This window comes from Streptomyces sp. NPDC059861 (genome assembly GCF_042731435.1).
Classification (GTDB): Bacteria; Actinomycetota; Actinomycetes; order Streptomycetales; family Streptomycetaceae; genus Streptomyces.
Genome location: NZ_JBHWJQ010000013.1, coordinates 14,104 through 37,499, shown reverse-complemented (window position 1 = coordinate 37,499; position 23,396 = coordinate 14,104). Strand labels below are relative to the sequence as shown.

The 23,396-nt window shown below is 69.6% G+C and carries 19 protein-coding genes and 1 tRNA gene; 4 read left to right on the top strand and 16 right to left on the bottom strand.

What is annotated here, in order from left to right; genetic code table 11:
* Positions 1 to 3: 3 nt before the first annotated feature.
* The 3 genes from ACFV6X_RS14130 to ACFV6X_RS14120 are packed head-to-tail and all read left to right on the top strand — an operon-like array spanning position 4 to position 1,527.
* Positions 4 to 861: a GvpL/GvpF family gas vesicle protein gene (locus tag ACFV6X_RS14130; RefSeq protein WP_385382392.1), complete on the top strand. Its 858-nt coding sequence runs from the start codon at positions 4 to 6 to the stop codon at positions 859 to 861.
* The gene (locus tag ACFV6X_RS14125) at positions 858 to 1,124 is read left to right on the top strand and encodes a gas vesicle protein (RefSeq protein ID WP_385382389.1); all 267 of its coding nucleotides are present in this window, start codon (positions 858 to 860) and stop codon (positions 1,122 to 1,124) included. Before ACFV6X_RS14130 ends, ACFV6X_RS14125 begins: the two co-directional genes overlap by 4 nt.
* A complete protein-coding gene (locus ACFV6X_RS14120; RefSeq protein ID WP_385382387.1) occupies positions 1,108 to 1,527 on the top strand; it encodes a gas vesicle protein K in 420 nt (139 codons plus the stop codon). The genes ACFV6X_RS14125 and ACFV6X_RS14120 overlap by 17 nt, the downstream gene beginning before the upstream one ends.
* Before the next feature lie 158 nt (positions 1,528 to 1,685).
* Here the strand turns inward: ACFV6X_RS14120 and ACFV6X_RS14115 are convergent, their stop codons facing one another.
* The 11 genes from ACFV6X_RS14115 to ACFV6X_RS14065 all read right to left on the bottom strand — a co-directional run bounded on the left by ACFV6X_RS14115 (position 1,686) and on the right by ACFV6X_RS14065 (position 17,400).
* Positions 1,686 to 3,647, bottom strand: a complete 1,962-nt coding sequence (locus ACFV6X_RS14115) for a TIGR03960 family B12-binding radical SAM protein (protein ID WP_385382383.1) — start codon at positions 3,645 to 3,647, stop codon at positions 1,686 to 1,688.
* Between the two features lie 97 nt (positions 3,648 to 3,744).
* The gene (locus tag ACFV6X_RS14110) at positions 3,745 to 5,247 is read right to left on the bottom strand and encodes a CHAD domain-containing protein (protein ID WP_385382380.1); all 1,503 of its coding nucleotides are present in this window, start codon (positions 5,245 to 5,247) and stop codon (positions 3,745 to 3,747) included.
* 65 nt (positions 5,248 to 5,312) lie between these two features.
* Complete coding sequence (gene rodA / locus ACFV6X_RS14105) at positions 5,313 to 6,512, bottom strand: rod shape-determining protein RodA (protein ID WP_365452320.1); 1,200 nt, start codon at positions 6,510 to 6,512, stop codon at positions 5,313 to 5,315.
* On the bottom strand, positions 6,509 to 8,785 hold the full coding sequence (mrdA, locus tag ACFV6X_RS14100) for a penicillin-binding protein 2 (RefSeq protein ID WP_385382376.1): 2,277 nt from the start codon (positions 8,783 to 8,785) through the stop codon (positions 6,509 to 6,511). Before mrdA ends, rodA begins: the two co-directional genes overlap by 4 nt.
* A 116-nt stretch (positions 8,786 to 8,901) precedes the next feature.
* Entirely contained in the window at positions 8,902 to 9,579 is a 678-nt protein-coding gene (gene mreD, locus ACFV6X_RS14095; protein WP_385382373.1) for a rod shape-determining protein MreD, read from the bottom strand.
* A 14-nt stretch (positions 9,580 to 9,593) separates the two neighbouring features.
* Positions 9,594 to 10,628, bottom strand: coding sequence for a rod shape-determining protein MreC (gene mreC / locus ACFV6X_RS14090; RefSeq protein ID WP_385382370.1), 1,035 nt, complete (start codon positions 10,626 to 10,628; stop codon positions 9,594 to 9,596).
* A gap of 165 nt (positions 10,629 to 10,793) precedes the next feature.
* A complete protein-coding gene (locus ACFV6X_RS14085; RefSeq protein ID WP_365452312.1) occupies positions 10,794 to 11,813 on the bottom strand; it encodes a rod shape-determining protein in 1,020 nt (339 codons plus the stop codon).
* Between the two features lie 323 nt (positions 11,814 to 12,136).
* Positions 12,137 to 12,550 carry a nucleoside-diphosphate kinase gene (gene ndk, locus ACFV6X_RS14080; RefSeq protein ID WP_385382367.1) on the bottom strand — a complete coding sequence of 138 codons (414 nt, stop codon included), beginning with the start codon at positions 12,548 to 12,550 and terminating at the stop codon, positions 12,137 to 12,139.
* Positions 12,551 to 12,618: 68 nt separating this feature from the next.
* Complete coding sequence (locus tag ACFV6X_RS14075) at positions 12,619 to 12,960, bottom strand: DUF4233 domain-containing protein (protein WP_365452308.1); 342 nt, start codon at positions 12,958 to 12,960, stop codon at positions 12,619 to 12,621.
* A gap of 6 nt (positions 12,961 to 12,966) precedes the next feature.
* Positions 12,967 to 14,487, bottom strand: coding sequence for a bifunctional folylpolyglutamate synthase/dihydrofolate synthase (locus ACFV6X_RS14070; protein ID WP_385382364.1), 1,521 nt, complete (start codon positions 14,485 to 14,487; stop codon positions 12,967 to 12,969).
* A gap of 288 nt (positions 14,488 to 14,775) precedes the next feature.
* Positions 14,776 to 17,400 (bottom strand): valine--tRNA ligase, encoded by a 2,625-nt coding sequence (locus tag ACFV6X_RS14065; protein WP_385382361.1) that lies wholly within the window; start codon positions 17,398 to 17,400, stop codon positions 14,776 to 14,778.
* Positions 17,401 to 17,536: 136 nt separating this feature from the next.
* On the opposite strand from ACFV6X_RS14065, the gene ACFV6X_RS14060 reads away from it, so the two are divergent.
* Entirely contained in the window at positions 17,537 to 18,487 is a 951-nt protein-coding gene (locus ACFV6X_RS14060) for a hypothetical protein (RefSeq protein ID WP_385382358.1), read from the top strand.
* 68 nt (positions 18,488 to 18,555) lie between these two features.
* Here ACFV6X_RS14060 and clpX read toward each other — a convergent pair whose 3' ends face one another.
* The 5 genes from clpX to ACFV6X_RS14035 form a co-directional block, all read right to left on the bottom strand.
* A complete protein-coding gene (gene clpX / locus ACFV6X_RS14055; protein WP_365452301.1) occupies positions 18,556 to 19,842 on the bottom strand; it encodes an ATP-dependent Clp protease ATP-binding subunit ClpX in 1,287 nt (428 codons plus the stop codon).
* A 190-nt stretch (positions 19,843 to 20,032) separates the two neighbouring features.
* The gene (locus ACFV6X_RS14050; RefSeq protein WP_385382355.1) at positions 20,033 to 20,713 is read right to left on the bottom strand and encodes an ATP-dependent Clp protease proteolytic subunit; all 681 of its coding nucleotides are present in this window, start codon (positions 20,711 to 20,713) and stop codon (positions 20,033 to 20,035) included.
* 76 nt (positions 20,714 to 20,789) lie between these two features.
* The gene (locus ACFV6X_RS14045; protein ID WP_385382694.1) at positions 20,790 to 21,401 is read right to left on the bottom strand and encodes an ATP-dependent Clp protease proteolytic subunit; all 612 of its coding nucleotides are present in this window, start codon (positions 21,399 to 21,401) and stop codon (positions 20,790 to 20,792) included.
* A 224-nt stretch (positions 21,402 to 21,625) separates the two neighbouring features.
* Entirely contained in the window at positions 21,626 to 23,014 is a 1,389-nt protein-coding gene (tig, locus tag ACFV6X_RS14040) for a trigger factor (RefSeq protein ID WP_385382352.1), read from the bottom strand.
* A 170-nt stretch (positions 23,015 to 23,184) separates the two neighbouring features.
* Positions 23,185 to 23,261 (bottom strand) — tRNA-Pro (locus ACFV6X_RS14035).
* Positions 23,262 to 23,396: the final 135 nt, after the last annotated feature.

Sequence of the window (23,396 nt, the reverse complement as noted above, 5' to 3'; positions counted from 1 at the left end):
CCCATGGACGACCGACTCAGTTACGCGTACGGCGTGCTGCGCCCCGGCGCCTCCCCGGAGGACGACGCGCTCACCGGCGTCCTCGGGGTCGCGGACCTCGTCGGAATCGCGGACGCGCCCGTCACGCTGGTGCGCCACGGCGACCTGGCGGCGGCGGTCAGCCCGGTGCCCGGCGCGGACTTCTCCGAGGCCGCCCTCAAGGCTCACCTGGAGGACCTGGACTGGCTGGAGAACGTGGCCCGCGCCCACCATCACGTGATCGAGACGCTGGGCGCGCGGGGCACGGTGCTGCCGCTGCGGCTGGCGACCGTGTACCTCGACGACACCCGGGTCAGTGACATGCTCGCGGAGCGGGAACAGACCCTCACCGCACTCCTGGACCGGCTCGCCGACCATGTCGAGTGGGGCGTGAAGGTCTACGCCGACACGTCCTCCGCGGCCGCGCGGCCGTCCCCGCCGTCGCCTCCGGACAGCGCCGCGGACGAACCCGATCCCGGCCGCGCCTACCTGCGGCAGCGCCGGCAGCAGCGGCACGCCCGGGAGGACGCCTGGTCGTCCGCCGCCGAGGCCGTACGCCGTATCGAGGGGCAGGCCGCGACCCTCGCCGTGGCCCGCGCCCGGCACCGCCCGCAACAGGGCCGCCTGGCCGGCACGTCCGGGGAGAACATCGCCAACGACGCCTATCTCGTCCCGCGCGACCGGGGCCAGGAGTTCCGCGAGCGAGTCCTGGACGCCGCCGAAGGGCTCCCGGGCGTACGGGTGGAGGTCACCGGGCCCTGGGTGCCGTACTCCTTCGCCCAGGAGCCGGAGACCCGGGCCGCCGGCCCGGGCGCCGCCCCGGAGGGAGCGCGACAGCGGTGACCGCGTACGAGGACCCCCCGCTCGCCCAGCGCCAGGTGGCCCTGATCGACCTGCTCGACCGGCTGCTGAGCGGCGGCGTGGTGCTCACCGGTGACGTCGTCCTGTCGATCGCGGACATCGACCTGGTCAGGATCTCGCTGCGCGCGGTGATCGTCGCCGTTCAGGAGCAGCAGTGGGGAGTCATGCTCCCCGAACTGCCCCCTGCACCCACCGCGGGAGAGACGCTCACCGAAGGCGGCGACCCCCATGACGCGCTCCGCTGACCGCCCGCCCGACTCGGGCCGCCTGGACGAGGTGGCCGACGCCGCGGCACGCGCCTTCGCCCTGCTCCCGGCCCGGCCGGACGAGATGCCTCCGCCCCTGGACGACAGTAAAGGCGGCTCCTCGGTCGCCCACCGCCTCCGGACCGAGCCGGAGACGGTGGAACGCGACCTGGTCAAACTCGTGCTCACGATCGTCGAGTTGCTCCGCCAGCTGATGGAGCGCCAGGCCCTGCACCGCGTCGACCAGGGCGGTCTCACCGAGCAGCAGGAGGAGCGGCTGGGCCTGACGCTGATGATCCTCCACGACCGCATGACGGAACTGTGCCGCCGCTACGACCTCACGATGGACGAACTCAACCTCGACCTGGGCCCCCTCGGCCCCCTCCTGCCACCACCGCCCTGAGGCCGGCGCCCGGGCAGGATCCCGCTCGTCGGGCGCCCCCTGTCCAGGGGCGCCGGGAGCAAACTCGCTCCAGGCGCACCAGGTCGGCCTGCCGCTGGGGGCCGAGTTCCCACACGTGCATCATGGCCGCGCAGGTAGGCGGCGACCTCCGCGGCACCTCAGTGCGCGTGGCCACTCGCAGCGGGCGCCGGACCGGCGTTCTTGACCGTGAGCGGCAGCAGCTTCTTCCCGGTCGGTCCGATTTGTATAGCCGTGTCCATCTGCGGGCACACCCCGCAGTCGAAGCACGGCGTCCAGCGGCAGTCCTCGACCTCGGTCTCGTCGAGGGAGTCCTGCCAGTCCTCCCACAGCCAGTCCTTGTCGAGGCCGGAGTCCAGGTGGTCCCAGGGCAGGACCTCCTCGTACGTCCGCTCGCGCGTCGTGTACCAGTCGACGTCCACGCCGAACTGCGGGAGCGCCTTGTCCGCGCAGTCCATCCAGCGGTCGTAGGAGAAGTGCTCACGCCAGCCGTCGAAGCGGCCGCCGTCCTCGTAGACCGCGCGGATGACCGCGCCGATGCGGCGGTCACCGCGCGAGAGCAGGCCCTCGACGATGCCGGGCTTGCCGTCGTGGTAGCGGAAGCCGATGGAGCGGCCGTACTTCTTGTCGCCGCGGATCTTGTCGCGGAGCTTTTCGAGACGGGCGTCCGTCTCCTCGGCCGAGAGCTGCGGCGCCCACTGGAACGGGGTGTGCGGCTTGGGCACGAACCCGCCGATCGACACCGTGCAGCGGATGTCGTTGGAGCCGGAGACCTCGCGGCCCTTCTGGATCACGCGCGTCGCCATGTCGGCGATCTGGAGCACGTCGTCGTCGGTCTCGGTGGGCAGGCCGCACATGAAGTAGAGCTTCACCTGCCGCCAGCCGTTGCCGTAGGCCGTCGCGACGGTACGGATCAGGTCGTCCTCGGAGACCATCTTGTTGATGACCTTGCGGATCCGCTCGGAGCCGCCCTCCGGTGCGAAGGTCAGGCCGGACCGGCGACCGTTCCTGGTCAGCTCGTTGGCCAGGTCGATGTTGAAGGCGTCCACGCGGGTCGACGGCAGCGACAGGCCGATCTTGTCGTCCGTGTACCGGTCCGCGAGGCCCTTGGCGACGTCGCCGATCTCGCTGTGGTCGGCCGACGACAGCGACAGCAGGCCGACCTCCTCGAAGCCGGTCGCCTTCAGGCCCTTCTCGACCATGTCGCCGATACCGGTGATCGACCGCTCCCGCACGGGGCGGGTGATCATGCCGGCCTGGCAGAAGCGGCAGCCGCGCGTGCAGCCCCGGAAGATCTCGACGGACATCCGCTCGTGGACCGTCTCCGCCAGCGGCACCAGGGGCTGCTTCGGGTAGGGCCACTCGTCGAGGTCCATCACGGTGTGCTTGGACACCCGCCACGGCACACCCGACTTGTTCGGCACGACGCGCCCGATGCGCCCGTCCGGCAGGTACTCCACGTCGTAGAAGCCGGGCACGTACACCCCGCCGGTCCGCGCCAGGCGGAACAGCAGCTCCTCGCGCCCGCCCGGCCGGCCCTCCGCCTTCCAGGCGCGGATGATGTCGGTGACCTCCAGGACGGCCTGCTCGCCGTCGCCGATCACCGCGCAGTCGATGAAGTCGGCGATCGGCTCGGGGTTGAAGGCCGCGTGGCCGCCGGCCATGACGATCGGGTCGTCGACGGTCCGGTCCTTGGCCTCCAGCGGGATCCCCGACAGATCCAGCGCGGTCAGCAGGTTCGTGTAGCCCAGCTCCGTGGAGAAGCTGACGCCGAACACGTCGAAGGCCTTCACGGGGCGGTGACCGTCCACCGTGAACTGCGGGACGCCGTGCTCCCGCATCAGCGCCTCCAGGTCCGGCCAGACGCTGTACGTCCGCTCGGCGAGGACCCCCGCACGCTCGTTGAGGACCTCGTAGAGGATCATGACGCCCTGGTTGGGCAGACCCACCTCGTACGCGTCCGGGTACATGAGCGCCCAGCGGACATCACAGGCGTCCCAGTCCTTGACGGTGGAGTTGAGTTCTCCACCGACGTACTGGATCGGCTTCTGCACATGCGGGAGCAGTGCTTCGAGCTGCGGGAAAACCGACTCGGCAGACATCGCGGGACTTTCGTGAGCTGACTGGGTGTACCCCCGGCCGGAGGCTGGGGGCGGGTGACCATCAAGCCTAACGCGGCCGGGACACCCCTCCGCACGCTCAGAGCCCGAACGTCCCCCTCATCCCCTTCCACACGCCCGGCAGCTCCTCCTCCACCTCGGCCGCCCGCTGCTCCTCCCGGGCGTGGAGCAGGCCGTAGGTGAACGAGTTCTCCCCGGCGGCGTGCGCCTGCTCGGCCAGGTCCTTCAGGGCGGTCCGGCTCATCACGCTGTCCTGGTGCTCGCCGAGCAGGCTCTGGAGGTCCTTCAGCGACGACACCAGCTTGGACGCCGGCTTGCCGAACGCGGGGGCCGCCACCTCCGCCGCGTACCGCGCCCGCTTGGCCTTCTTGCGGGCCTCGTGCAGCGCCACGTCCCGATCGTGCCCGGCCGAGGTGTCGAGGGCCTGGTCGACCAGGCCGGCCAGCGTGTCGCAGGCCTTGTTCACGGCCTTGGTGAGCACCTTCGACGGCTTCCCGGCCGCCGCCGCGCGCAGCGGCGGGTCGGCGAGCAGGGCGTCCAGCGAGGTCAGCAGCGCGAGATAACGCTGCCCGTTCAGTACGTCGATGATCTGCCGTCGCGAGTCCCCGCCCCGCGCCTTCGACCAGGCGCGCAGCCGGTTGCGGACGGGCCCGGCGACCAGGTCGTGCGGCAGTTCCTCGATGACGCCGGTGATCCGCTCGGCCAGCACCTCCTGGTCGCGGCCCGCACCCAGCTCACCCGCCAGCCACTTCAGCTCGGCGCCGATCGGGTCGGTGACGGCCCGGTCGAGGACCTTGCGGTACGACTTGAAGGTGCTGCGCATCCGGCGGGTGGCGACCCGCATGCGGTGCACCGAGTCCTCCACGTCCCGGCGGACGGCGGGATCGAGCTCGACGACCACGTCGCGCTGGGCGCGTACATACGCCAGCACGTGGTCACCGGCGGTGACCGGCTCGGCCCGGTCCTCCTTGCGGGGCCGGCCCTTCCCGCCGGTCTCGGCCAGCGCCCTGGCCAGCTTCGACGGGGACTCGGAGGGGTGGATGCCGGCCTTGCGCAGCCGCTTCTCGACCTTGTCGAGGAATGCCGGGTCGCCGTCGTCGGCGAGTTCCACCTCGATCTCGGTCCACTCGGCCTTCCCACCGCCCCCGGTGAGCCGCTCGGCCCGCACGGCGTCCAGGGACACCTCGGCGAGCAGCTGCCCGTCGGCGTCCATGAGGTGGCGTACGTCGCGGGTCGAGCGCAGCCGGACCACGGGGGCCAGCTCGTCGTCGCGCACGCGGGAGCGGACCAGGGCGCCGAGTGTGGACGGCACGTGGTCGGAGAGCGGCGCGTGGATCTCGTCGCGGACGCCGGTGGTGACCGGGAGTTTCAGATGCCACCCGGCGTCCGAGCCGCCGGTGCGGCGGCGCAGGGTGATCGAGGCGGCTGCCAGTCGCTCGTCGACGGTGTCGTAGTAGGTGGCGTCCAGCTCGGCGACGCCCTGGTCGAGGACGGCCGCCACGCCGGCGACGCCGGTCAGGTCGGGCAGCCCGCTGTCGTCGGACTCGTACTTGCGCTCGATCTCACGCTTCGTATCCGCCATCCCCCGAATCTAATGGGATTCGGGGCATGACGGCAGGTGACCAGGGGGTTGAATGGGGAGAAACTTCACGCGGACATGGGTCTCTGCACCCGGATCGACTGCAACAGCCCGACGGCCACCCAGATCGCGAACATTGACGATCCTCCGTAGGACACGAACGGCAGTGGCAGACCGGTGACCGGCATGATCCCCAGGGTCATCCCGATGTTCTCGAAGGACTGGAAGGCGAACCAGGCCACGATGCCGGCCGCGACGATCGTGCCGTACAGCTCGGTCGTCTCCAGCGCGATCCGGCAGGCACGCCAGAGGACCACGCCCAGCAGAAGGATTATCAGGCCGCCTCCGAGGAAGCCGAGTTCCTCGCCCGCGACGGTGAACACGAAGTCCGTCTGCTGCTCCGGCACGAACTGCCCGGTGGTCTGCGAGCCCTGGAACAGGCCCGACCCGGTCAGTCCGCCCGAGCCGATGGCGATGCGCGCCTGGTTGGTGTTGTAGCCCACGCCTGCCGGGTCGAGGTCCGGGTTGGCGAACGCGGCGAAGCGGTTGATCTGGTAGTCGTCGAGGATGTGCAGCTGCCAGACCGCGATGGCGCCCATGGCACCGGCGCCGAGCAGCCCGAACACCCACCGGTTGGACGCGCCGGACGCGAGCAGCACTCCCAGCACGATCACCACCATCACCATGACCGACCCGAGGTCGGGCATGAGCATCACGATCAGCATCGGCACCGTGGCCAGGCCGAGCGCCTGCAGGACCGTGCGGTGGTCGGGGTACGGCTTGTCGCCCGCGTCCACCCTGGCCGCCAGCAGCATCGCCATGCCGAGGATGATCGTGACCTTCACGAACTCCGAGGGCTGGAGGGAGAAGCCGCCGCCGACCGCGATCCACGAGTGGGCGCCGTTGACCGTGGTGCCGAGCGGGGTCAGGACCAGCAGGACCAGGAAGACCGACGCTCCGTACAGGACCGGCACCGCGCCGCGCAGGGTGCGGTGGCCGAGCCAGACCGTGCCGATCATCAGTGCGAAGCCGATGCCGGTGTTCAGCAGGTGCCGGACCAGGAAGTAGTACGGATCGCCCTGGTTGATCTCGGTGCGGTTGCGGGTCGCCGAGAACACCAGCATCGCGCCGATCAGGGACAGCGTCAGGGCCGACAGCAGTATCGGCCAGTCGAGCCGCCGGGCCAGCGAGTCACGGGCGAACAGCCGGGTCCAGCCCGCGCGCTCGGGTCCGTATCCGGAGACCTGGAAGCTGTTCGCGCCCGTCATGTGAGCATCCTTCGGCTGAGCGACCCGCGGCGGCTGCGGCAGCCCTGGCGGCGCCGGCGGCGCCGGGTGTTCCGGTTGCCCTCGGGCGAGGGCGGCACGGTCGCCGCCGTCTGCACCTGCCCGCCCTCGTCCACCGGGGCCTTCTGGCTGGCCTGCTGGTCCTTCGCCGGGTCCTTGGAGACCTTCGGCGCGATGATCGAGCCGTCGGCCTGGATCTTCGGCAGGTTCTTCTGCGGGGTGGGCAGCAGGGCGTTCTTCTCGTTGATGGCGCCGTCGTCGGCGACGCCGTACAGCGCGTCGTAGATGTTGCGCACGGCCGGGCCCGAGGCGCCCGAGCCCGTACCACCCTGGGAGATGGTCATCACGATCGCGTAGTCGTCGGTGTAGGTCGCGAACCACGAGGTGGTCTGCTTGCCGTAGACCTCCGCCGTACCGGTCTTGGCGTGCATCGCGATCTTGTCCTGCGGCCAGCCGCCGAACCGCCACGCCGCCGTACCCCGGGTGGCCACACCCTCCAGGGCCTCGTCCATCTGGGCCAGCGTCTGCCGGGTGACCGGCAGCTTGCCGTGCGACTTGGGCTTGATCTCCGAGATCCGCTTGCCGTCGGGGCTGATGATCGCCTTGCCGACGGACGGGTCGTAGAGCGTGCCTCCGTTGGAGATGGCCGCGTAGATCGTCGCCATCTGAATCGGTGTCACCAGCGTGTCGCCCTGGCCGATGGAGTAGTTGATCTCGTCACCGGCGCGCATCTTGTTGCCTTCGAGGCAGTTCTCGTAGGAGATCCGCTGGACGTAGTCCCCGTCCTTCTTGCCCGTCTTGCACCAGGCGCCCTTGTTGGCCTCCCAGTACTGCTGCTTCCACTGGCGGTCGGGGACACGGCCGGTGACCTCGTTGGGCAGGTCGATGCCGGTCTCCTTGCCGAGGCCGAACTGGTGGGCGGCCTTGTAGAAGTGGTCCTTGGGCTGCCCCTTCTTGGGGTTGATGCCGCCGTCCTTCTTCCACTCGTTGTGCGCGAGCTGGTAGAAGACCGTGTCGCACGAGACCTCCAGGGCGCGGCCCAGGCTGATCGGGCCGTGGTTCTGCGACTCGAAGTTCTTGAAGACCTGGCCGCCGACCGAGTAGGCGCTGGAGCAGTTGTAGCGGCCGTCGAAGTCGTAGCCGGCCTGGACCGCGGCCGCGGTGGAGACCACCTTGAAGATCGAGCCCGGCGCTGCCTGACCCTGTATGGCCCGGTTGAGCAGCGGGTAGTTGGACTTCTTGCCGGTGAGCCGGGCGTAGTCCTTGGCGGAGATGCCGCCGACCCAGGCGTTGGGGTCGTAGGTCGGGTTGGACGCCATGGCGACGATCCGTCCCGTCTTGGCCTCCATCACCACCACCGCGCCGGAGTCGGCCTTGTACCGCTCGTTGGTGTTGCGGTCCCACTCCTTGCGGGCGGTCTTCATCGCCTCGTTCAGCTCGAACTCGGCGACCCGCTGGACGCGGGCGTCGATGCTGGTGACGAGGTTGGAGCCGGGCTGGGCGGCGTCCGCCTCGGCCTGGCCGATGACCCGGCCGAGGTTGTCGACCTCGTAGCGGGTGACGCCGGCCTTGCCGCGCAGCTCCTTGTCGTAGGTCCGCTCCAGGCCGCTGCGGCCGACCTGGTCGGAGCGCAGGAACGGCGAGTCGGTGTCCTGGGCCTGCTGGATCTCCTGGTCGGTGACCGGGGAGAGATAGCCGAGCACCTGGGCGCTGTTGGCCGCGCCGGGGCTCGCGTACCGGCGGACGGCCTGTGGCTCGGCGGTGATGCCGGGGAAGTCCTCGGCGCGCTCACGGATCTGCAGTGCCTGGCGCGGGGTGGCCTCGTCGGTGATGGGGATCGGCTGGTACGGCGAGCCGTTCCAGCACGGCTGCGGCGTCTTGGAGTCGCACAGCCGCACCTTCGCCATGACGTCCTTGGGCGTCATGCCCAGCACGCCCGCGAGCTTGGTGAGGACGCCCTTGCCGTCGTCCTTCATCTTCAGCAGGTCGGTGCGGGAGGCGGAGACCACCAGCCGTGTCTCGTTGTCGGCGAGGGCCACTCCGCGCGCGTCCAGGATGGAGCCGCGCACGGCGGGCTCGACGACCTGCTGGACGTGGTTGCCCGACGCCTCCTTGGCGTAGGCCTCGCCCTCGCGGATCTGGAGGTACCACAGCCGGCCGCCGAGGGTGGCCAGGAGGGAGAGGACGAGGATCTGGATGACGACGAGCCGGATCTGGACCCGTGGGGTCCGTCCGGTCTCGGGAATGTTGGTCACTGCGGTTGCCTCCCCCTCTCAGAGCGCGTACGCGTGTGCGGGTACGAGTGATGAACGGCCGACCCGCGAGGCCGGGTTCCTCCTGAGCTCCCCCGTTCGGGTGAACTGCCCTGCGCTCACAGCCGCTTGACCCCCTTGATGCGCCCGGCTCGGGCCACCCGCGCTCTGGCCGCCTTCACCTTCAGGCCCCCGAACCCGCCGCGCTGGCCGCCGATGCGCAGTCCGGTGCCGGAGGAGAGCCAGCCGGAGGAGATGTCCGTCGCCTTGGCCGACGAGCCGGTCTCCAGCGGGTTGTTGTCCGCGCGCCGGGCGAGCGCCATCAGGCCGGGCACGACGAAGGGCGCGAGCAGCAGGTCGTACAGGGCCGCCGTGAACAGCAGACCGGGTAGGCCGACATGGCGGGCGGCGGTGTCGCCGACGAGGGCGCCCACCCCGGCGTACAGCAGGGTGCTGCCGACCGCGGCGGCGACGACCACGGCCATCGGTCCGGTGGCCGACTTGAGCTGGCCGTTCTCCGGCTTGACCAGGCCCGCGAGGTAGCCGATGACGCAGAGCACCAGCGCGTAGCGGCCGGCGGCGTGGTCGGCGGGCGGGGCGAGGTCGGCGAGGAGTCCGGCGCCGAAGCCGATCAAGGCGCCGCCGACATGGCCGTAGACCAGGGCGAGGGCCAGCACGGTGAGCAGTACCAGGTCGGGGACGGCGCCCGGGAGGTGCAGCCGGGCGAGGACACTCACCTGGAGCACCAGGGCGACGACTACCAGTGTGGAGGAGAGCAGAATCCTGTTGAAGCGCATGGGTACAGCTCCCCCTACTGGTCTTCCTCTTGCTGGGACTGGCCGTCGTCGGGTGACGGACCGTCGGTCGCCGAGTCGCTGTCGGTCGCCGAGTCACCGTCGGTGGCCGAGTCGCCCTCGGCGGACGCGTCGGCGTTCTCCGCGCCCGGGGTCACGGTCACCGTCACGGTGGGCGTCGGCGTGGGCTTGGGCTTGGCCGGCAGCACCGTGTCGCGCGGGTCCCGCTCCGGGGTCTGGACGACGACGCCGACGATGTCGAGCTTGCTGAACCCGACGAACGGCGTGACGTACAGGGTGCGCGTCAGGCCGCCGCCGGAGGGGTCGACACGGGAGACCACGCCGACCGGGACGCCGGGCACGAACGGCCGGTCGGCCTGCGAGCCGAAGGTGACCAGGCGGTCGCCCTTCTTGATCTGCGCCTTGCCGTTGAGGAGTTCGACGCGCAGCGGGCGGTCGCCCTGGCCGGAGGCGAAGCCGAGTTCGTCGCTGCCTTCCATGCGGGTGCCGACGGTGAAGTCGGGGTCGCTGGCGAGCAGTACGGTCGCCGTGTTCGGGCCGACGGTGGTGACGCGGCCGACGAGGCCGTCGCCGTTGAGGACGGTCATGTCGCGCTTGATGCCGTCGTTGGCGCCGATGTCGATGGTGATGGTCCAGGAGAAGCCCTGGGCCGCTCCTATGGCGATGACCTCGGCGCCCTTGATGCCGTACTGGCCCTGGCCGGCGATCTTCAGCATCTTGTCGAGCTGCTTCAGGCGGCTGCGGTTGCGGTCGTCGCTGCCGAGTTTGGCCTTCAGGTCGGCGTTCTGCCGCTCCAGTTCGGCGAGCCGGTCGTGTCGCTCGCCGGAGTCACGGATCGCTGCGATCGCGTTGCCCACCGGGTCGACCGCGGACGACACGCCGTTCTCGATCGGGCCGAAGGCGGCGGCCGCGGCACCACGGGCACCGTCGACCGGTGAATCCTCCCCGCCGCGAATGTCCACCGTGATCAGCGCGAACGCGATGGCGACCAGCAGCACCAGGAGCAGCCGGCTCTCTCGTGTGTCCCTCACGTGCGGCGGCCGTGCCCTTCCTCATAGGAACCGGGAAATCGGGTCGGCCCGCTGGGAATCCGGACGGCGGATTCCCACGGGCTGTTTGTGGCAGCTTATGCCTCTATATCAACGATCCGCCGTACGAGAGGCGATGGTCTCGTACGGCGGAATCGAAGAGTTACCTCATCTGCGCGGTTGGGCGTCCAGAACCTGCTGCAGCGCCTCGAACTCCTCGACGCACTTGCCGGATCCGAGCGCCACGCTGTCCAGCGGGTCCTCGGCGATGTGGATCGGCATTCCGGTCTCCCGGCGCAGCCGCTCGTCCAGGCCGCGCAGCATCGCGCCACCGCCGGTCAGAACGATTCCGCGGTCCATGATGTCGCCGGACAGCTCCGGCGGGCACTTGTCGAGCGTCGTCTTCACCGCGTCCACGATCGCGTTGACGGGCTCCTCGATCGCCTTGCGCACTTCGGCGGCCGAGATGACGACGGTCTTGGGCAGCCCGGAGACGAGGTCCCGGCCGCGGATTTCGGTGTGCTCGTCGGAGTCGAGGTCGTACGCCGAACCGATCGTGATCTTGATCTGCTCGGCCGTGCGCTCACCCAGCAGGAGCGAGTACTCCTTCTTGATGTGCTGGATGATCGCGTTGTCCAGCTCGTCGCCCGCGACCCGGATGGACTGGGCGGTGACGATGCCGCCGAGGGAGATGACCGCGACCTCCGTGGTGCCGCCGCCGATGTCCACCACCATGTTGCCCGTGGCCTCGTGGACCGGCAGCCCGGAGCCGATGGCCGCCGCCATGGGCTCCTCGATGATGTGCACCTGACGGGCGCCGGCCTGGGACGACGCCTCGATGACGGCGCGGCGCTCGACGCCCGTGATGCCCGAGGGCACACAGACGACGACCCGCGGACGAGCCAGATAGCGCCGCTTGTGGATCTTCAGAATGAAGTAGCGGAGCATCCGCTCGGTGATCTCGAAGTCGGCGATCACGCCGTCCTTCAGCGGACGTACGGCAACGATGTTGCCGGGCGTGCGCCCGATCATCTTCTTCGCTTCGGCACCGACCGCGAGGATGCCACCGGTGTTGGTGTTGATCGCGACGACGGACGGCTCGTTGAGTACGATCCCGCGACCCCTGACGTACACCAGCGTGTTGGCGGTCCCGAGGTCGACAGCCATGTCACGGCCGATGAACGACATTGAGTTCCCCATCAGGATTCGTCTGGCCTTCCCACGGAGCTTTTGAGGGCTTTTCAGGTCGGCGAGGTGGGTGCTGTGACGTGAAGGCTTCCATGGTAGACGCGCCTTCCCGAACACTGCGCGAGGGTCTTCGCCATTGTCATCAGATGGCGCGCCGCCTCGCTTGTGGAGACGGGCCATCGGGGGCACTCGTTCCCCCGATCGGCACGGTTATGCGGCGGGACGGCCGGAAATGCGCGGCCGTCCCAGGTCAGGCGGTTTGAAAAGGTGACGGTCCCTCAGAAGGACGCGTGGTGAATTCGTTCCGCTTCCTCGGCGGCGTGTCAGGCGCGACCGGGGAAGAAGATCTTCACCTCGCGTTCGGCCGACTCCTCGGAGTCGGAGGCGTGGATCAGGTTCTCCCGCACGATGACGCCGTAGTCACCGCGGATCGAGCCGGGCGCGGCGGCGATCGGGTCGGTCGGGCCGGCCAGCGCGCGCACCCCCTCGATGACTCGCTCTCCCTCGACGATCAGCGCCACGACCGGGCCGGACGCCATGAACTGGACCAGCGGCTCGTAGAAGGGCTTGCCCTTGTGCTCGCCGTAGTGCTGCTCCAGGGTCTCCTGGTCCAGGGTGCGCAGCTCCAGCGCGGTGATCTGCCAGCCGGCCTTGCGCTCGATGCGGCTGATGATCTCGCCGGTCAGGCCACGACGGACGGCGTCGGGCTTGAGGAGGACGAGGGTGCGCTGGGTCACGACGGGGCTCCTTCTGGGGTCACGCGAGGTGCGGGGTGATGAGGCTACAGGGCCCGACCGGGCCTTCGTCACGCAGTGTCAGCCTGGGCGGCGAATCGGGCCTTGGCCTCGTCGATCTTCCTGCCGTAATGGACGGAAGCCCACCACAGCGCGGCGAACATCGCCCCCAGGAAGAACATCGTGGGGACGAAGAATCCGGAAGCGATGAGTCCGAGCTGGAGCGCCCAGCCCATGGCCACCCCGCCCGGCCGGGTCACCAGGCCGCACAGCACCAGGCACAGGAACATCGCGATGCCGCTGACCGTCCAGACCGTCGACATGGCCAGGTCGGGGTCCTTCATCGCGACCAGACCGGCGAAGCCGATGACGAAGACCTCGCCGATCAGGGTGGAAGCACAGAGCGTGCGCATCGTGGGTCAGCCCCTTCCCAGCAGCAGTCGGGCCTCGCCGACCGTGATGACGGATCCGGTGACGAGCACACCGCCGCCCGCGAACTCGCCCTCCTCCTCGGCCAGCGTGATCGCGGCCTCCAGCGCGTCCGGCAGCCGTGGCTCCACCTGCACCCGGTCCTCGCCGAACACCTCGACGGCGACGCCCGCCAACTCGTCGGCGTCCATCGCGCGGTGACTGGAGTTCTGGGTGACGACGACCTCCGCGAACACCGGCTCGAAGGCCTCCAGCAGCCCGCGTACGTCCTTCTCGCCACTGGCTCCGACGACCCCGATGAGCCGGCTGAACTGGAAGGCCTCACCGACCGCCTCGGCGACCGCCCGGGCGCCCGCCGGGTTGTGCGCGGCGTCGAGGACGACGGTCGGCGACCGCCGTACGACCTCCAGCCGGCCCGGCGAGGCGACGGCGGCGAAGGCCTTGCGCACCGTGTCGATGTACAGCGGCTCGGGCCGCTGCGCGCCGACACCGAAGAACGCCTCCACCGCGGCGAGCGCGACGGCGGCGTTGTGCGCCTGGTGCGCGCCGTGCAGTGGCAGGAACACGTCGGTGTACTCACCGCCGAGCCCGCGCAGCGTCAGCAGCTGCCCGCCGACGGCGACCTGCCGCGACACGACGCCGAACTCCAGCCCCTCGCGGGCCACGGTCGCGTCGACGTCCACGGCCTTCTTCAGCAGCACCTGGGCGGCGTCCACCGGCTGCTGGGCCATGATCACGGTGGCGCCGGACTTGATGATCCCGGCCTTCTCACCGGCGATCTCGCCGGGCGTGCCGCCGAGCCGGTCGGTGTGGTCGAGGTCGATCGGCGTCACGACGGCGACGTCGGAGTCGATGACGTTGGTGGCGTCCCAGCTCCCGCCCATGCCCACCTCGACCACGGCGACGTCCACGGGCGCGTCGGCGAAGGCGGCGTACGCCATGCCCGTCAGCACCTCGAAGAACGACAGCCGGTAGTCCTGCTGGGCGTCGACCATCTCGACGTAGGGCTTGATGTCCTGGTACGTCTCGATGAAGCGCTCGGCGGCGATCGGCGACCCGTCGAGGCTGATCCGCTCGGTGACGGACTGCACGTGGGGCGAGGTGTACCGGCCGGTCCGCAGCTCGAAGGCGCCCAGCAGGGCCTCGATCATGCGTGCGGTGGACGTCTTGCCGTTGGTGCCCGTGATGTGGATCGAGGGGTACGACCGCTGCGGCTCGCCCAGCACGTCCATCAGCGCGGAGATACGCGTGACGGACGGCTCCAGCTTGGTCTCGCCCCAGCGTGTCGCGAGCTCCGCCTCGACCTCCCGCAGCGCCTTGTCGGTCTCGGGGTCCTCGGGGCGCGCCGGTACGTCGGCCTCCGGCGGGCCGCCCTGTGTGCGCAGGGTCCGACTGCCGGCCTCGATCACCGCGAGGTCGGGGTCGCGCTCGGTCTCGGCGGCGATGATCTCGTCGAACGACTCACCGGGGTCGGTCTGGTCGCCGCTGTCGTGCGGGGGGAGCTCACTCACGGGGCCCAGTCTACGGAGAGGTGCCGACAGCGCGTGCGGTGGCTTGCGGCGCCTGCTCATCCGTGGGCCGGTGGTGTGGTGCGGGGCTGCGAGCCGCGGGGGCGCGGGTGGCCCGGCTCGTCGTCCGGGTGCGGGGCGTACGTGGTTGCTCGCGCGGTTCCCCGCGCCCCTGAAGGGCGTGAGGGTCCCCGACGCCGTAGAGATGCCTGGTACGGGGCTCGCGGCCCCTGGGGGCGTGAAGGCCCCGGTGCCGTACGGGCACCGGGGCCTTCACGCGGGTGATGACGTTCAGGCCTGCGGCAGACGCTCCAGCTGGGCCCGGATCCGCGCGATGTCCTCCTCGGACTTGGCCAGGCGGGTGCGGATCTTGTCCACGACCTGGTCCGGGGCCTTGGCGAGGAACGCCTCGTTGCCGAGCTTCGCCGTGGCTTGGGCCTTCTCCTTCTCGGCGGCGGCGAGGTCCTTGGCGAGCCGCTTGCGCTCCGCCGCGACATCGATCACGCCGGAGAGGTCCAGCGCGACCTCGACGCCCGCCACCGGCAGCGTCGCCGTCGCCGCGAAGCTCTCGCCCTCGGGCTGAAGCCGCAGCAGCTGGCGGACGGCCGGCTCGTGCGGGGCCAGCGCCGTGCCGTCCAGGCTCAGGCGCGCCGGCACTCGCTGGCCGGGCTGGAGACCCTGGTCGGCGCGGAAGCGGCGGACCTCGGTGATCACCGACTGGAGCGTCCCGATCTCCCGCTCGGCGGGCGCGTCACGGAAGCCGCTGTCCGCGGGCCACTGCGCGATGACGACGGATTCCCCGCCGGTCAGCGTGGTCCACAGCGTCTCCGTCACGAAGGGGACGACCGGGTGCAGCAGCCGCAGCGTGACGTCCAGGACCTCGCCCAGGACGCGCTTGCTGACCTCGGCCGCCTCGCCGCCCGCCTGGAAGGTGGTCTTGGACAGCTCGACGTACCAGTCGAAGACCTCGTCCCACGCGAAGTGGAACAGGGCGTCGGAGAGCTTCGCGAACTGGTAGTCCTCGTAGTACGCGTCGACCTCGGCGACCACCGAGTTCAGGCGGGAGAGGATCCAGCGGTCGGTCGAGGACATCGCCGACGCGTCGGGCAGCGGGCCGTCCACCGTCGCGCCGTTCATCAGCGCGAAGCGCGTGGCGTTCCAGATCTTGTTGGCGAAGTTGCGGGAGCCCTGGACCCAGTCCTCGCCGATCGGGACGTCGACACCCGGGTTGGCGCCGCGGGCGAGCGTGAAGCGCAGCGCGTCGGAGCCGTACTTGTCCATCCAGTCCAGCGGGTTGACCACGTTCCCGAAGGACTTGGACATCTTCTTGCCGTTCTGGTCACGGACCATGCCGTGCAGCGCGATGGTGTGGAACGGCGCGGTGCCGTCCATCGCGTACAGCCCGAACATCATCATCCGGGCGACCCAGAAGAAGAGGATGTCGTAGCCGGTGACCAGGACGGAGTTCGGGTAGAACTTCGCGAGCGACTCGGTCCGCCCGGGCCAGCCCAGCGTGGAGAACGGCCACAGGCCGGACGAGAACCAGGTGTCGAGGACGTCGGAGTCCTGACGCCAGCCCTCACCGCTCGGCGGCTCCTCGTCGGGGCCGACGCAGACGACCTCGCCCTGCGGGCCGTACCAGACCGGGATGCGGTGGCCCCACCACAACTGCCGTGAGATGCACCAGTCGTGAAGGTTGTCGACCCAGTCGAAGTACCGCTTCTCCATCTCCTGCGGGTGGATCCTGACCTTGCCGTCGCGGACCGCGTCACCGGCGGCCTTGGCGAGCGGGCCGACCTTGACCCACCACTGCATGGACAGCCGCGGCTCGATGGTGGTCTTGCAGCGCGAGCAGTGGCCGACGGAGTGGACGTAGGGCCGCTTCTCGGCGACGATCCGGCCGTCCGCGCGCAGCGCCGCGACGATGGCGGAGCGGGCCTCCAGCCGGTCCAGGCCCTGGAAGGGGCCGTGGGCGGTGATGACGGCGTGCTCGTCCATGACCGTGATGGCGGGCAGGTCGTGGCGCCGGCCGATCTCGAAGTCGTTCGGGTCGTGCGCCGGGGTCACCTTGACGGCGCCCGTGCCGAACTCTGGGTCGACGTGCTCGTCCGCAACGACCGGGATGGAACGGTCGGTCAGCGGCAGCCTGATGAGCTTGCCGACCAGGTGCTTGTAGCGCTCGTCCTCGGGGTGGACGGCGACGGCGGTGTCACCGAGCATCGTCTCGGCGCGGGTGGTGGCGACGACGATGGTCTCGTCCCCGTCGCCGTACTTCATGGAGACGAGCTCGCCGTCGTCGTCCTGGTACTCGACCTCGATGTCCGAGATGGCGGTCAGACAGCGGGGGCACCAGTTGATGATGCGCTCGGCGCGGTAGATCAGCTCGTCGTCGTGGAGCCGCTTGAAGATGGTCTGGACGGCCTGGGACAGGCCCTCGTCCATGGTGAAGCGCTCACGCGACCACGCGACGGCGTCACCGAGGCGGCGCATCTGCCCGGAGATCTGCCCGCCGGACTCGGCCTTCCACTGCCAGACGCGCTCGACGAACGCCTCACGGCCCAGGTCGTGCCGGGACTTGCCCTCCTTGGCCAGCTCCCGCTCGACGACGTTCTGCGTGGCGATGCCGGCGTGGTCCATGCCGGGCTGCCACAGCGTCTCGTAGCCCTGCATGCGCTTGCGGCGGGTCAGGGCGTCGATGAGCGTGTGCTCGAAGGCGTGCCCGAGGTGCAGACTGCCCGTGACGTTCGGCGGCGGGATGACGACGGTGTAGGGCGGCTTGTCGCTCTTCGCGTCCGCCTCGAAGTAACCCCGCTCCACCCAGCGCTCGTACAGCGGCCCCTCTACGTCGGCCGGCGCGTACTGGGTCGGCAGTTCGGTGTGGGGCGCTGGTGGCTGCTGCTGAGCGTTCTCGGTCACCCGCTCAGTTTAGGGGTGTCACCGGGTGGTCCCGAAACTCGATTCTTGTGTAACGGTGATGCCCCCGATGCGGTGCGTTTCCTGTGTCTGCGCCAGGATGTCGTGAACACATAAGCATCTGGAGGGGAACCCAGGAATGAGCTACAACCAGCCGGGCCCGTACGGCGGGCAGCCCCAGCAGCCCGGTCCGTACGGCCAGCCGGGTCCGTACGGCCAGCAGCCGCAGGCCCCCCAGCCCGGCTACGGCTACCCCCAGCAGCCCGGCCAGCCGCAGCCGGGGTACGGCTACCCGCAGCAGCCTCCGCAGGGCGTCCCGCCCCAGACCCCGCCCTACGGCCAGCAGCCGCCCTACGGCCAGGCCCCCTACGGCGCGCCGATGCCGCCGGCCCCGGGCGGCAAGAAGAAGACGGGCCTCATCATCGGCGCGGTGGCGGTCGTCGCCGCGATCGCGGTGGGCGCGTACTTCGTGATCGGCGGGGGCGGCGGCGCGGGCGTCGAGGACGACGGCGCGCACAAGGTGGCGACGCCGGAGACCGTGCTCTCCGACTACAAGCGGGTCTCCGACGACGGCGCGAGCGCCGGTGACGACTCCGTGGGCGAGCTGGAGAAGAGCGGCGTCAAGAACGCCAAGACGGTGCTCGGCATCTACTCGACGGCGGACCTGACCGGGTACGACCCCTCCGACCCGAGCACCGCGCCCGACCCGAGCGAGCTCGCCACGGCCAAGGGCCTCACGTTCGCCGGTGCCTACGGAGACATCGCGGACCCGGAAAAGGCCCTGGACACGTTCTTCGCCAACTTCAAGAAGTCGGCCGAGGAGGACACCTCCAGCGACCCGGGCACCCCCAGGACCGAGCTGGTCGGCGAGCCCGAGGAAGCCGACCTGGACGGCGCGTACATGAAGTGCCAGGCGGCCAAGGGCACCGACCAGGCGACCAAGAAGGAGAAGACCGACTGGTTCTGCGCCTGGGCCGACCACAGCACCATCGTCATGGTCTCCCCCGGTGACACCACCAAGGGCGTGACGAAGGACGTCGCGATCGACCTCACCTCGAAGCTTCGGCCCGAGATCCGCGTCAAGGCCTGACGCGGCAGCACATGGCAAGGGGCCCCGGTCGGTTGACCGGGGCCCGTTCTCGTGTGCTGCGTCGCGGGTTACGCGGACTTCTGCTCCCCCGGCCCCCGGCCCCGTGCGTCGCGCGGGATCAGGGTCGGGTTGACGTTGGAGTGGACGACGTCCGCCGTGACGACGACGCGGGCGACGTCCTTGCGGGACGGGACCTCGTACATCACGGACATCAGGACTTCCTCCATGATGGCGCGCAGGCCGCGGGCGCCGGTCTGGCGGAGGATGGCCTGGTCGGCGATGGCTTCGAGGGCCTCGCGCTCGAAGTCCAGCTCCACGCCGTCGAGTTCGAAGAGGCGCTGGTACTGCTTCATCAGGGCGTTGCGCGGCTCGACCAGGATCTTGAGGAGAGCCTCGCGGTCGAGGTTGTGCACCGAGGTGATGACCGGGAGGCGGCCGATGAACTCCGGGATCATGCCGAACTTGACCAGGTCCTCCGGCATGACGTCCTCGAACTGGTCCTTGGCCTCCAGCTCGCGCTTCGAGCGGATGGTCGCGCCGAAGCCGATGCCCTTGGCGCCCGCCCGGGACTCGATGATCTTCTCCAGTCCGGCGAAGGCGCCGCCCACGATGAACAGCACGTTCGTCGTGTCGATCTGGATGAACTCCTGGTGCGGGTGCTTGCGTCCGCCCTGCGGCGGCACGGAGGCCGTGGTGCCCTCCAGGATCTTCAGCAGGGCCTGCTGCACGCCCTCGCCGCTCACGTCCCTTGTGATGGACGGGTTTTCACTCTTCCGCGCGACCTTGTCGATCTCATCGATGTAGATGATCCCGGTCTCGGCCTTCTTGACGTCGTAGTCGGCCGCCTGGATCAGCTTCAGCAGGATGTTCTCGACGTCCTCGCCGACGTAGCCCGCCTCCGTGAGCGCCGTCGCGTCGGCGATGGCGAACGGGACGTTCAGCATGCGCGCCAGGGTCTGCGCGAGGAGGGTCTTGCCGGAGCCCGTGGGGCCCAGCAGCAGGATGTTGGACTTCGCCAACTCGATGGCGTCGTCGCGGCCTTGGGCGCCGCCGTTCTCCCCGGCCTGGACGCGCTTGTAGTGGTTGTAGACGGCGACGGAGAGGGCTTTCTTCGCCGCCTCCTGGCCGACCACGTACCCCTCGAGGAACTCGTAGATCTCGCGGGGCTTGGGCAGCTCCTCCCAGCGCACCTCGCTGGTCTCAGCGAGCTCTTCCTCGATGATCTCGTTGCAGAGATCGATGCACTCGTCGCAGATGTATACACCGGGGCCTGCGATGAGCTTCTTGACCTGCTTCTGGCTCTTGCCGCAGAACGAGCACTTGAGCAGATCGCCGCCGTCACCGATGCGTGCCACGGTGTGCTTCCCCTTCGCCTGGGAGACGACTGGACACCTGGTCCAGCGGCTCCTGGTGCTGCCTTATGTCCGACGGTACCTTGCCGAGCCCCCCGTTCGGGCCCCCCTTGGCACGGTTCACTTTGACGTGCACCTTGCCACGCACAGTGTCACACCGTGCCAAGGAGCGGCGTACATTACCCGATCCGCGTCAGCGGACCGTCGAGTTGTTCATCTTGCGCGTCGAGATGATCTGGTCGATCAGCCCGTACTCCAGCGCGTCCTCGGCGGTGAGGATCTTGTCGCGCTCGATGTCCTCACGGATCTTCTCGATCGACTGGGTCGAGTGCTTGGACAGCATCTCCTCCAGCTGCGAGCGCATCCGCAGGATCTCGTTCGCGGCGATCTCCAGGTCGGAGACCTGACCACGGCCGGTCTCGCTGTACGGCTGGTGGATCAGGACACGCGCGTTCGGAAGCGCCATGCGCTTGCCGGGCGTGCCGGCTGCCAGCAGCACGGCCGCGGCGGAGGCCGCCTGGCCCATGCAGACCGTCTGGACGTCCGGCTTCACGAACTGCATCGTGTCGTAGATCGCCGTCAGCGCGGTGAAGGAGCCGCCGGGGCTGTTGATGTAGACCGAGATGTCCCGGTCGGGGTCCATCGACTCCAGGCACAGCAGCTGCGCCATGACGTCGTTGGCGGAGGCGTCGTCGATCTGGACGCCGAGGAAGATCACGCGCTCCTCGAAGAGCTTCGCGTACGGGTCGTACTCACGAATGCCCTGGGAGGTGCGCTCCACGAAGCGCGGGATGACGTAGCGGGACTCGGCCTGGGGGCCGGTGTACTCGGCGTGCGTACGGTCGTAGAGGCCGCTGCCGGGGTAGTCGTTCACGGTGTCTCCTGAAAGGGGCTGGGGCGGTGGCTGGGGCGCTGGGCGGTATACGGACCCGGAAGGGCCGTAGAGGCCCTTAGGAGGCCGCCCCGGTGCCGCCGCCGCCCGGCATGCCGGCAGCCGTGGGGATGACGTCGTCGATGAGGCCGTACTGCTTGGCCTCGAAGGCGTCGAACCAGCGGTCGCGGTCCGAGTCACGGGTGATCTGCTCGACCGACTGGCCCGTGTGCTGGGAGGTCAGCTCGGCCATGCGCTTCTTGGTGTGCAGCAGCCGCTCGGCGTGGATCTTGATGTCCGAGGCCGAGCCGGCGAGGCCGGCGGACGGCTGGTGGATCAGGATCTCGGCGTTCGGCAGCGCGAAGCGCTTGCCGGGCGTGCCGGCGCTGAGCAGGAACTGACCCATCGAGGCAGCGAGGCCCATGGCGATGGTCACCACGTCGTTCTTGATGAACTGCATGGTGTCGTAGATCGCCATGCCGGCCGTGATCGAGCCGCCGGGGCTGTTGATGTAGAGGTAGATGTCCTTGTCCGGATCGGCGGCAAGGAGCAGCAGCTGTGCAGTGATCTTGTTGGCGATGTCGTCGTCGACCGGCTGGCCGAGGAAGATGATCCGCTCGCCGAGCAGCCGGTTGTAGACCTGGTCGCCGAGGCCGCCACCGATGGAGGGCTCGCCGGCGGCGGAGGGCATCAGATTCGTCACGTATCCACCTGCTCGTCTTGCGACGGCGCGGGGCCGTCTCACGTGTCGTATTCATGGACCCTAACGCGCGGGTCCCTTCGGGGAATCCCGGAGACGGGAGTGTTCGCCGGGGGCGTAGCGACGTGGGCCGACGTGGGCCGACGTGGGCCGAGGGGCGCCTGATGGCAAAAGGGCCCCGGGCGTGATCGTCCCGGGGCCCTCTCTACGGCTGTTTACGCCTCGTCGTCCTTCTTGTCACCCTCGGTGACCTCGCCGGACTGCTCGGCCTCGGCCTCGGCGGCCTCGTCCTCCTCGTCGTCCAGGTCGACGATCTCGCCGTTGGTGTCCTTGACCGTGGCGGCCTCGACGACGACCGCGAGGGCCTTGCCGCGGGCGACCTCGCCGACCAGGAGCGGAACCTGACCCTGCTCGACGACGGCCTGCGCGAACTGGTCGGGGGACATGCCGGAGGAGGCGGCGCGCCGCATCAGGTGCTCGGTGAGCTCCTCCTGGCTGACGTTGAGCTTCTCCTGCTTGACCAGCTCGTCGAGGACGAACTGGGTCTTGATGCCCTTGACCGCGGCCTCGCGGGTCTCGGTCTCGAACTCCTCGGCGGTCTTGTCCTGGATCTCCAGGTACTTGTCGAGGGTGAGGCCCATCTGGCCGAGCTGGTGATGCTCCAGGTTGTGCTTGCGGGTGTTGATCTCGTCCTCGAGGAGCTTCTCGGGGACGGGCACCTCGACGAGCTCCAGCAGCTTCTCCAGGACGCGCTCCTGGGCCTGCGTGGCCTGGTCGAACTGCTTCATGTTCTCCAGGCGCTTGCGGCTGTCGGCCTTCAGCTCGTCCAGCGTGTCGAACTCCGAGGCGAGCTGCGCGAACTCGTCGTCCAGCTCGGGCAGTTCACGCTTGGCGACCTGGGCGACCTTGACGGTGACCTCGGCCTCCTGGCCGGCCGCCGAGCCGCCCTTGAGCTCGGAGGTGAAGGTGGCCTCGCCACCGGCCTCCACGCCCGTCACGGCGTCGTCGATGCCGTCCAGCAGCTCACCGGAGCCGATGGTGTAGGAGACACCGCTCGCGATGCCGTCCTCCAGGACCTCGCCGTCGACCTTGGCCTCCAGGTCGATCGTCACGACGTCGCCGTCCTCGGCGGCGCGCTCCACCGGCGTGGTGGAGGCGAAGCGCTCGCGCAGCTGCTCGACCGACTTGTCGATGTCCTCCTCGGTGACCTCGACGGCGTCGACCTCGACCTCGATGCCGGAGTAGTCCGGGATCTCGATGGCCGGGCGGATGTCCACCTCGGCGGTGAAGGACAGCAGCTCGTTGTCCTTCAGCTCGGTGATGTCGACCTCGGGCTGGCCCAGCACGTTGAGCTCGGCCTCGTTGACCGCCTCCGTGTAGAACTTCGGAAGCGCGTCGTTGACGGCCTCCTCCAGCACGGCACCGCGGCCGAACCGCTGGTCGATGACCCGGGCGGGGATCTTGCCCTTGCGGAAACCCTTCACCGTGACCTGCTGGTTGATCTTCTTGTACGCCGCGTCGAGGCTGTCCTTGAGCTCCTCGAAGGGCACCTCGACAGTGAGCCGAACCCGGGTCGGGTTCAGGGTCTCCACGGCGCTCTTCACGGTTCGGTCTCCTTGTGGCTGACTTCTCGGGTTCTGCCGGCGCCCGACGGGCCCGGCGGATGTAGCCGCCCTGAGGACTATCAGTGATGAGACACACGGGCGTGCAGCTTGCATAGTAACGGCAGCGGCTACACGGCCCAAAAGGCGATCACGCGTGGTGATCGGGTGAGTGGTCGGGGTGGCGGGATTTGAACCCACGGCCTTCCGCTCCCAAAGCGGACGCGCTACCAAGCTGCGCCACACCCCGTCTGGTGCGACACGTAGGGTACATGCCCGCAGGCAGCGGAGCTGCCCCTTTCCCCGAGGGCGGTGCGATGTCGGCGTCCGGGCGGAACGGGGTGTGCGGTGAGGGCGGCCGACCCGCTACGATGCCTGCAGTGCC

Excerpts from the sequence above, each read along its gene's own strand:
- ACFV6X_RS14130 (WP_385382392.1), top strand. The coding sequence starts at position 4 with ATGGACGACCGACTCAGTTACGCGTACGGCGTGCTGCGCCCCGGCGCC.
- ACFV6X_RS14120 (WP_385382387.1), top strand. The coding sequence starts at position 1,108 with ATGACGCGCTCCGCTGACCGCCCGCCCGACTCGGGCCGCCTGGACGAG.
- ACFV6X_RS14115 (WP_385382383.1), bottom strand. The coding sequence starts at position 3,647 with ATGTCTGCCGAGTCGGTTTTCCCGCAGCTCGAAGCACTGCTCCCGCAT.
- ACFV6X_RS14110 (WP_385382380.1), bottom strand. The coding sequence starts at position 5,247 with ATGGCGGATACGAAGCGTGAGATCGAGCGCAAGTACGAGTCCGACGAC.
- rodA (WP_365452320.1), bottom strand. The coding sequence starts at position 6,512 with ATGACGGGCGCGAACAGCTTCCAGGTCTCCGGATACGGACCCGAGCGC.
- mreD (WP_385382373.1), bottom strand. The coding sequence starts at position 9,579 with ATGCGCTTCAACAGGATTCTGCTCTCCTCCACACTGGTAGTCGTCGCC.
- ACFV6X_RS14085 (WP_365452312.1), bottom strand. The coding sequence starts at position 11,813 with ATGTCGTTCATCGGCCGTGACATGGCTGTCGACCTCGGGACCGCCAAC.
- ACFV6X_RS14075 (WP_365452308.1), bottom strand. The coding sequence starts at position 12,960 with ATGCGCACGCTCTGTGCTTCCACCCTGATCGGCGAGGTCTTCGTCATC.
- ACFV6X_RS14060 (WP_385382358.1), top strand. The coding sequence starts at position 17,537 with ATGAGCTACAACCAGCCGGGCCCGTACGGCGGGCAGCCCCAGCAGCCC.
- ACFV6X_RS14045 (WP_385382694.1), bottom strand. The coding sequence starts at position 21,401 with ATGCCCTCCGCCGCCGGCGAGCCCTCCATCGGTGGCGGCCTCGGCGAC.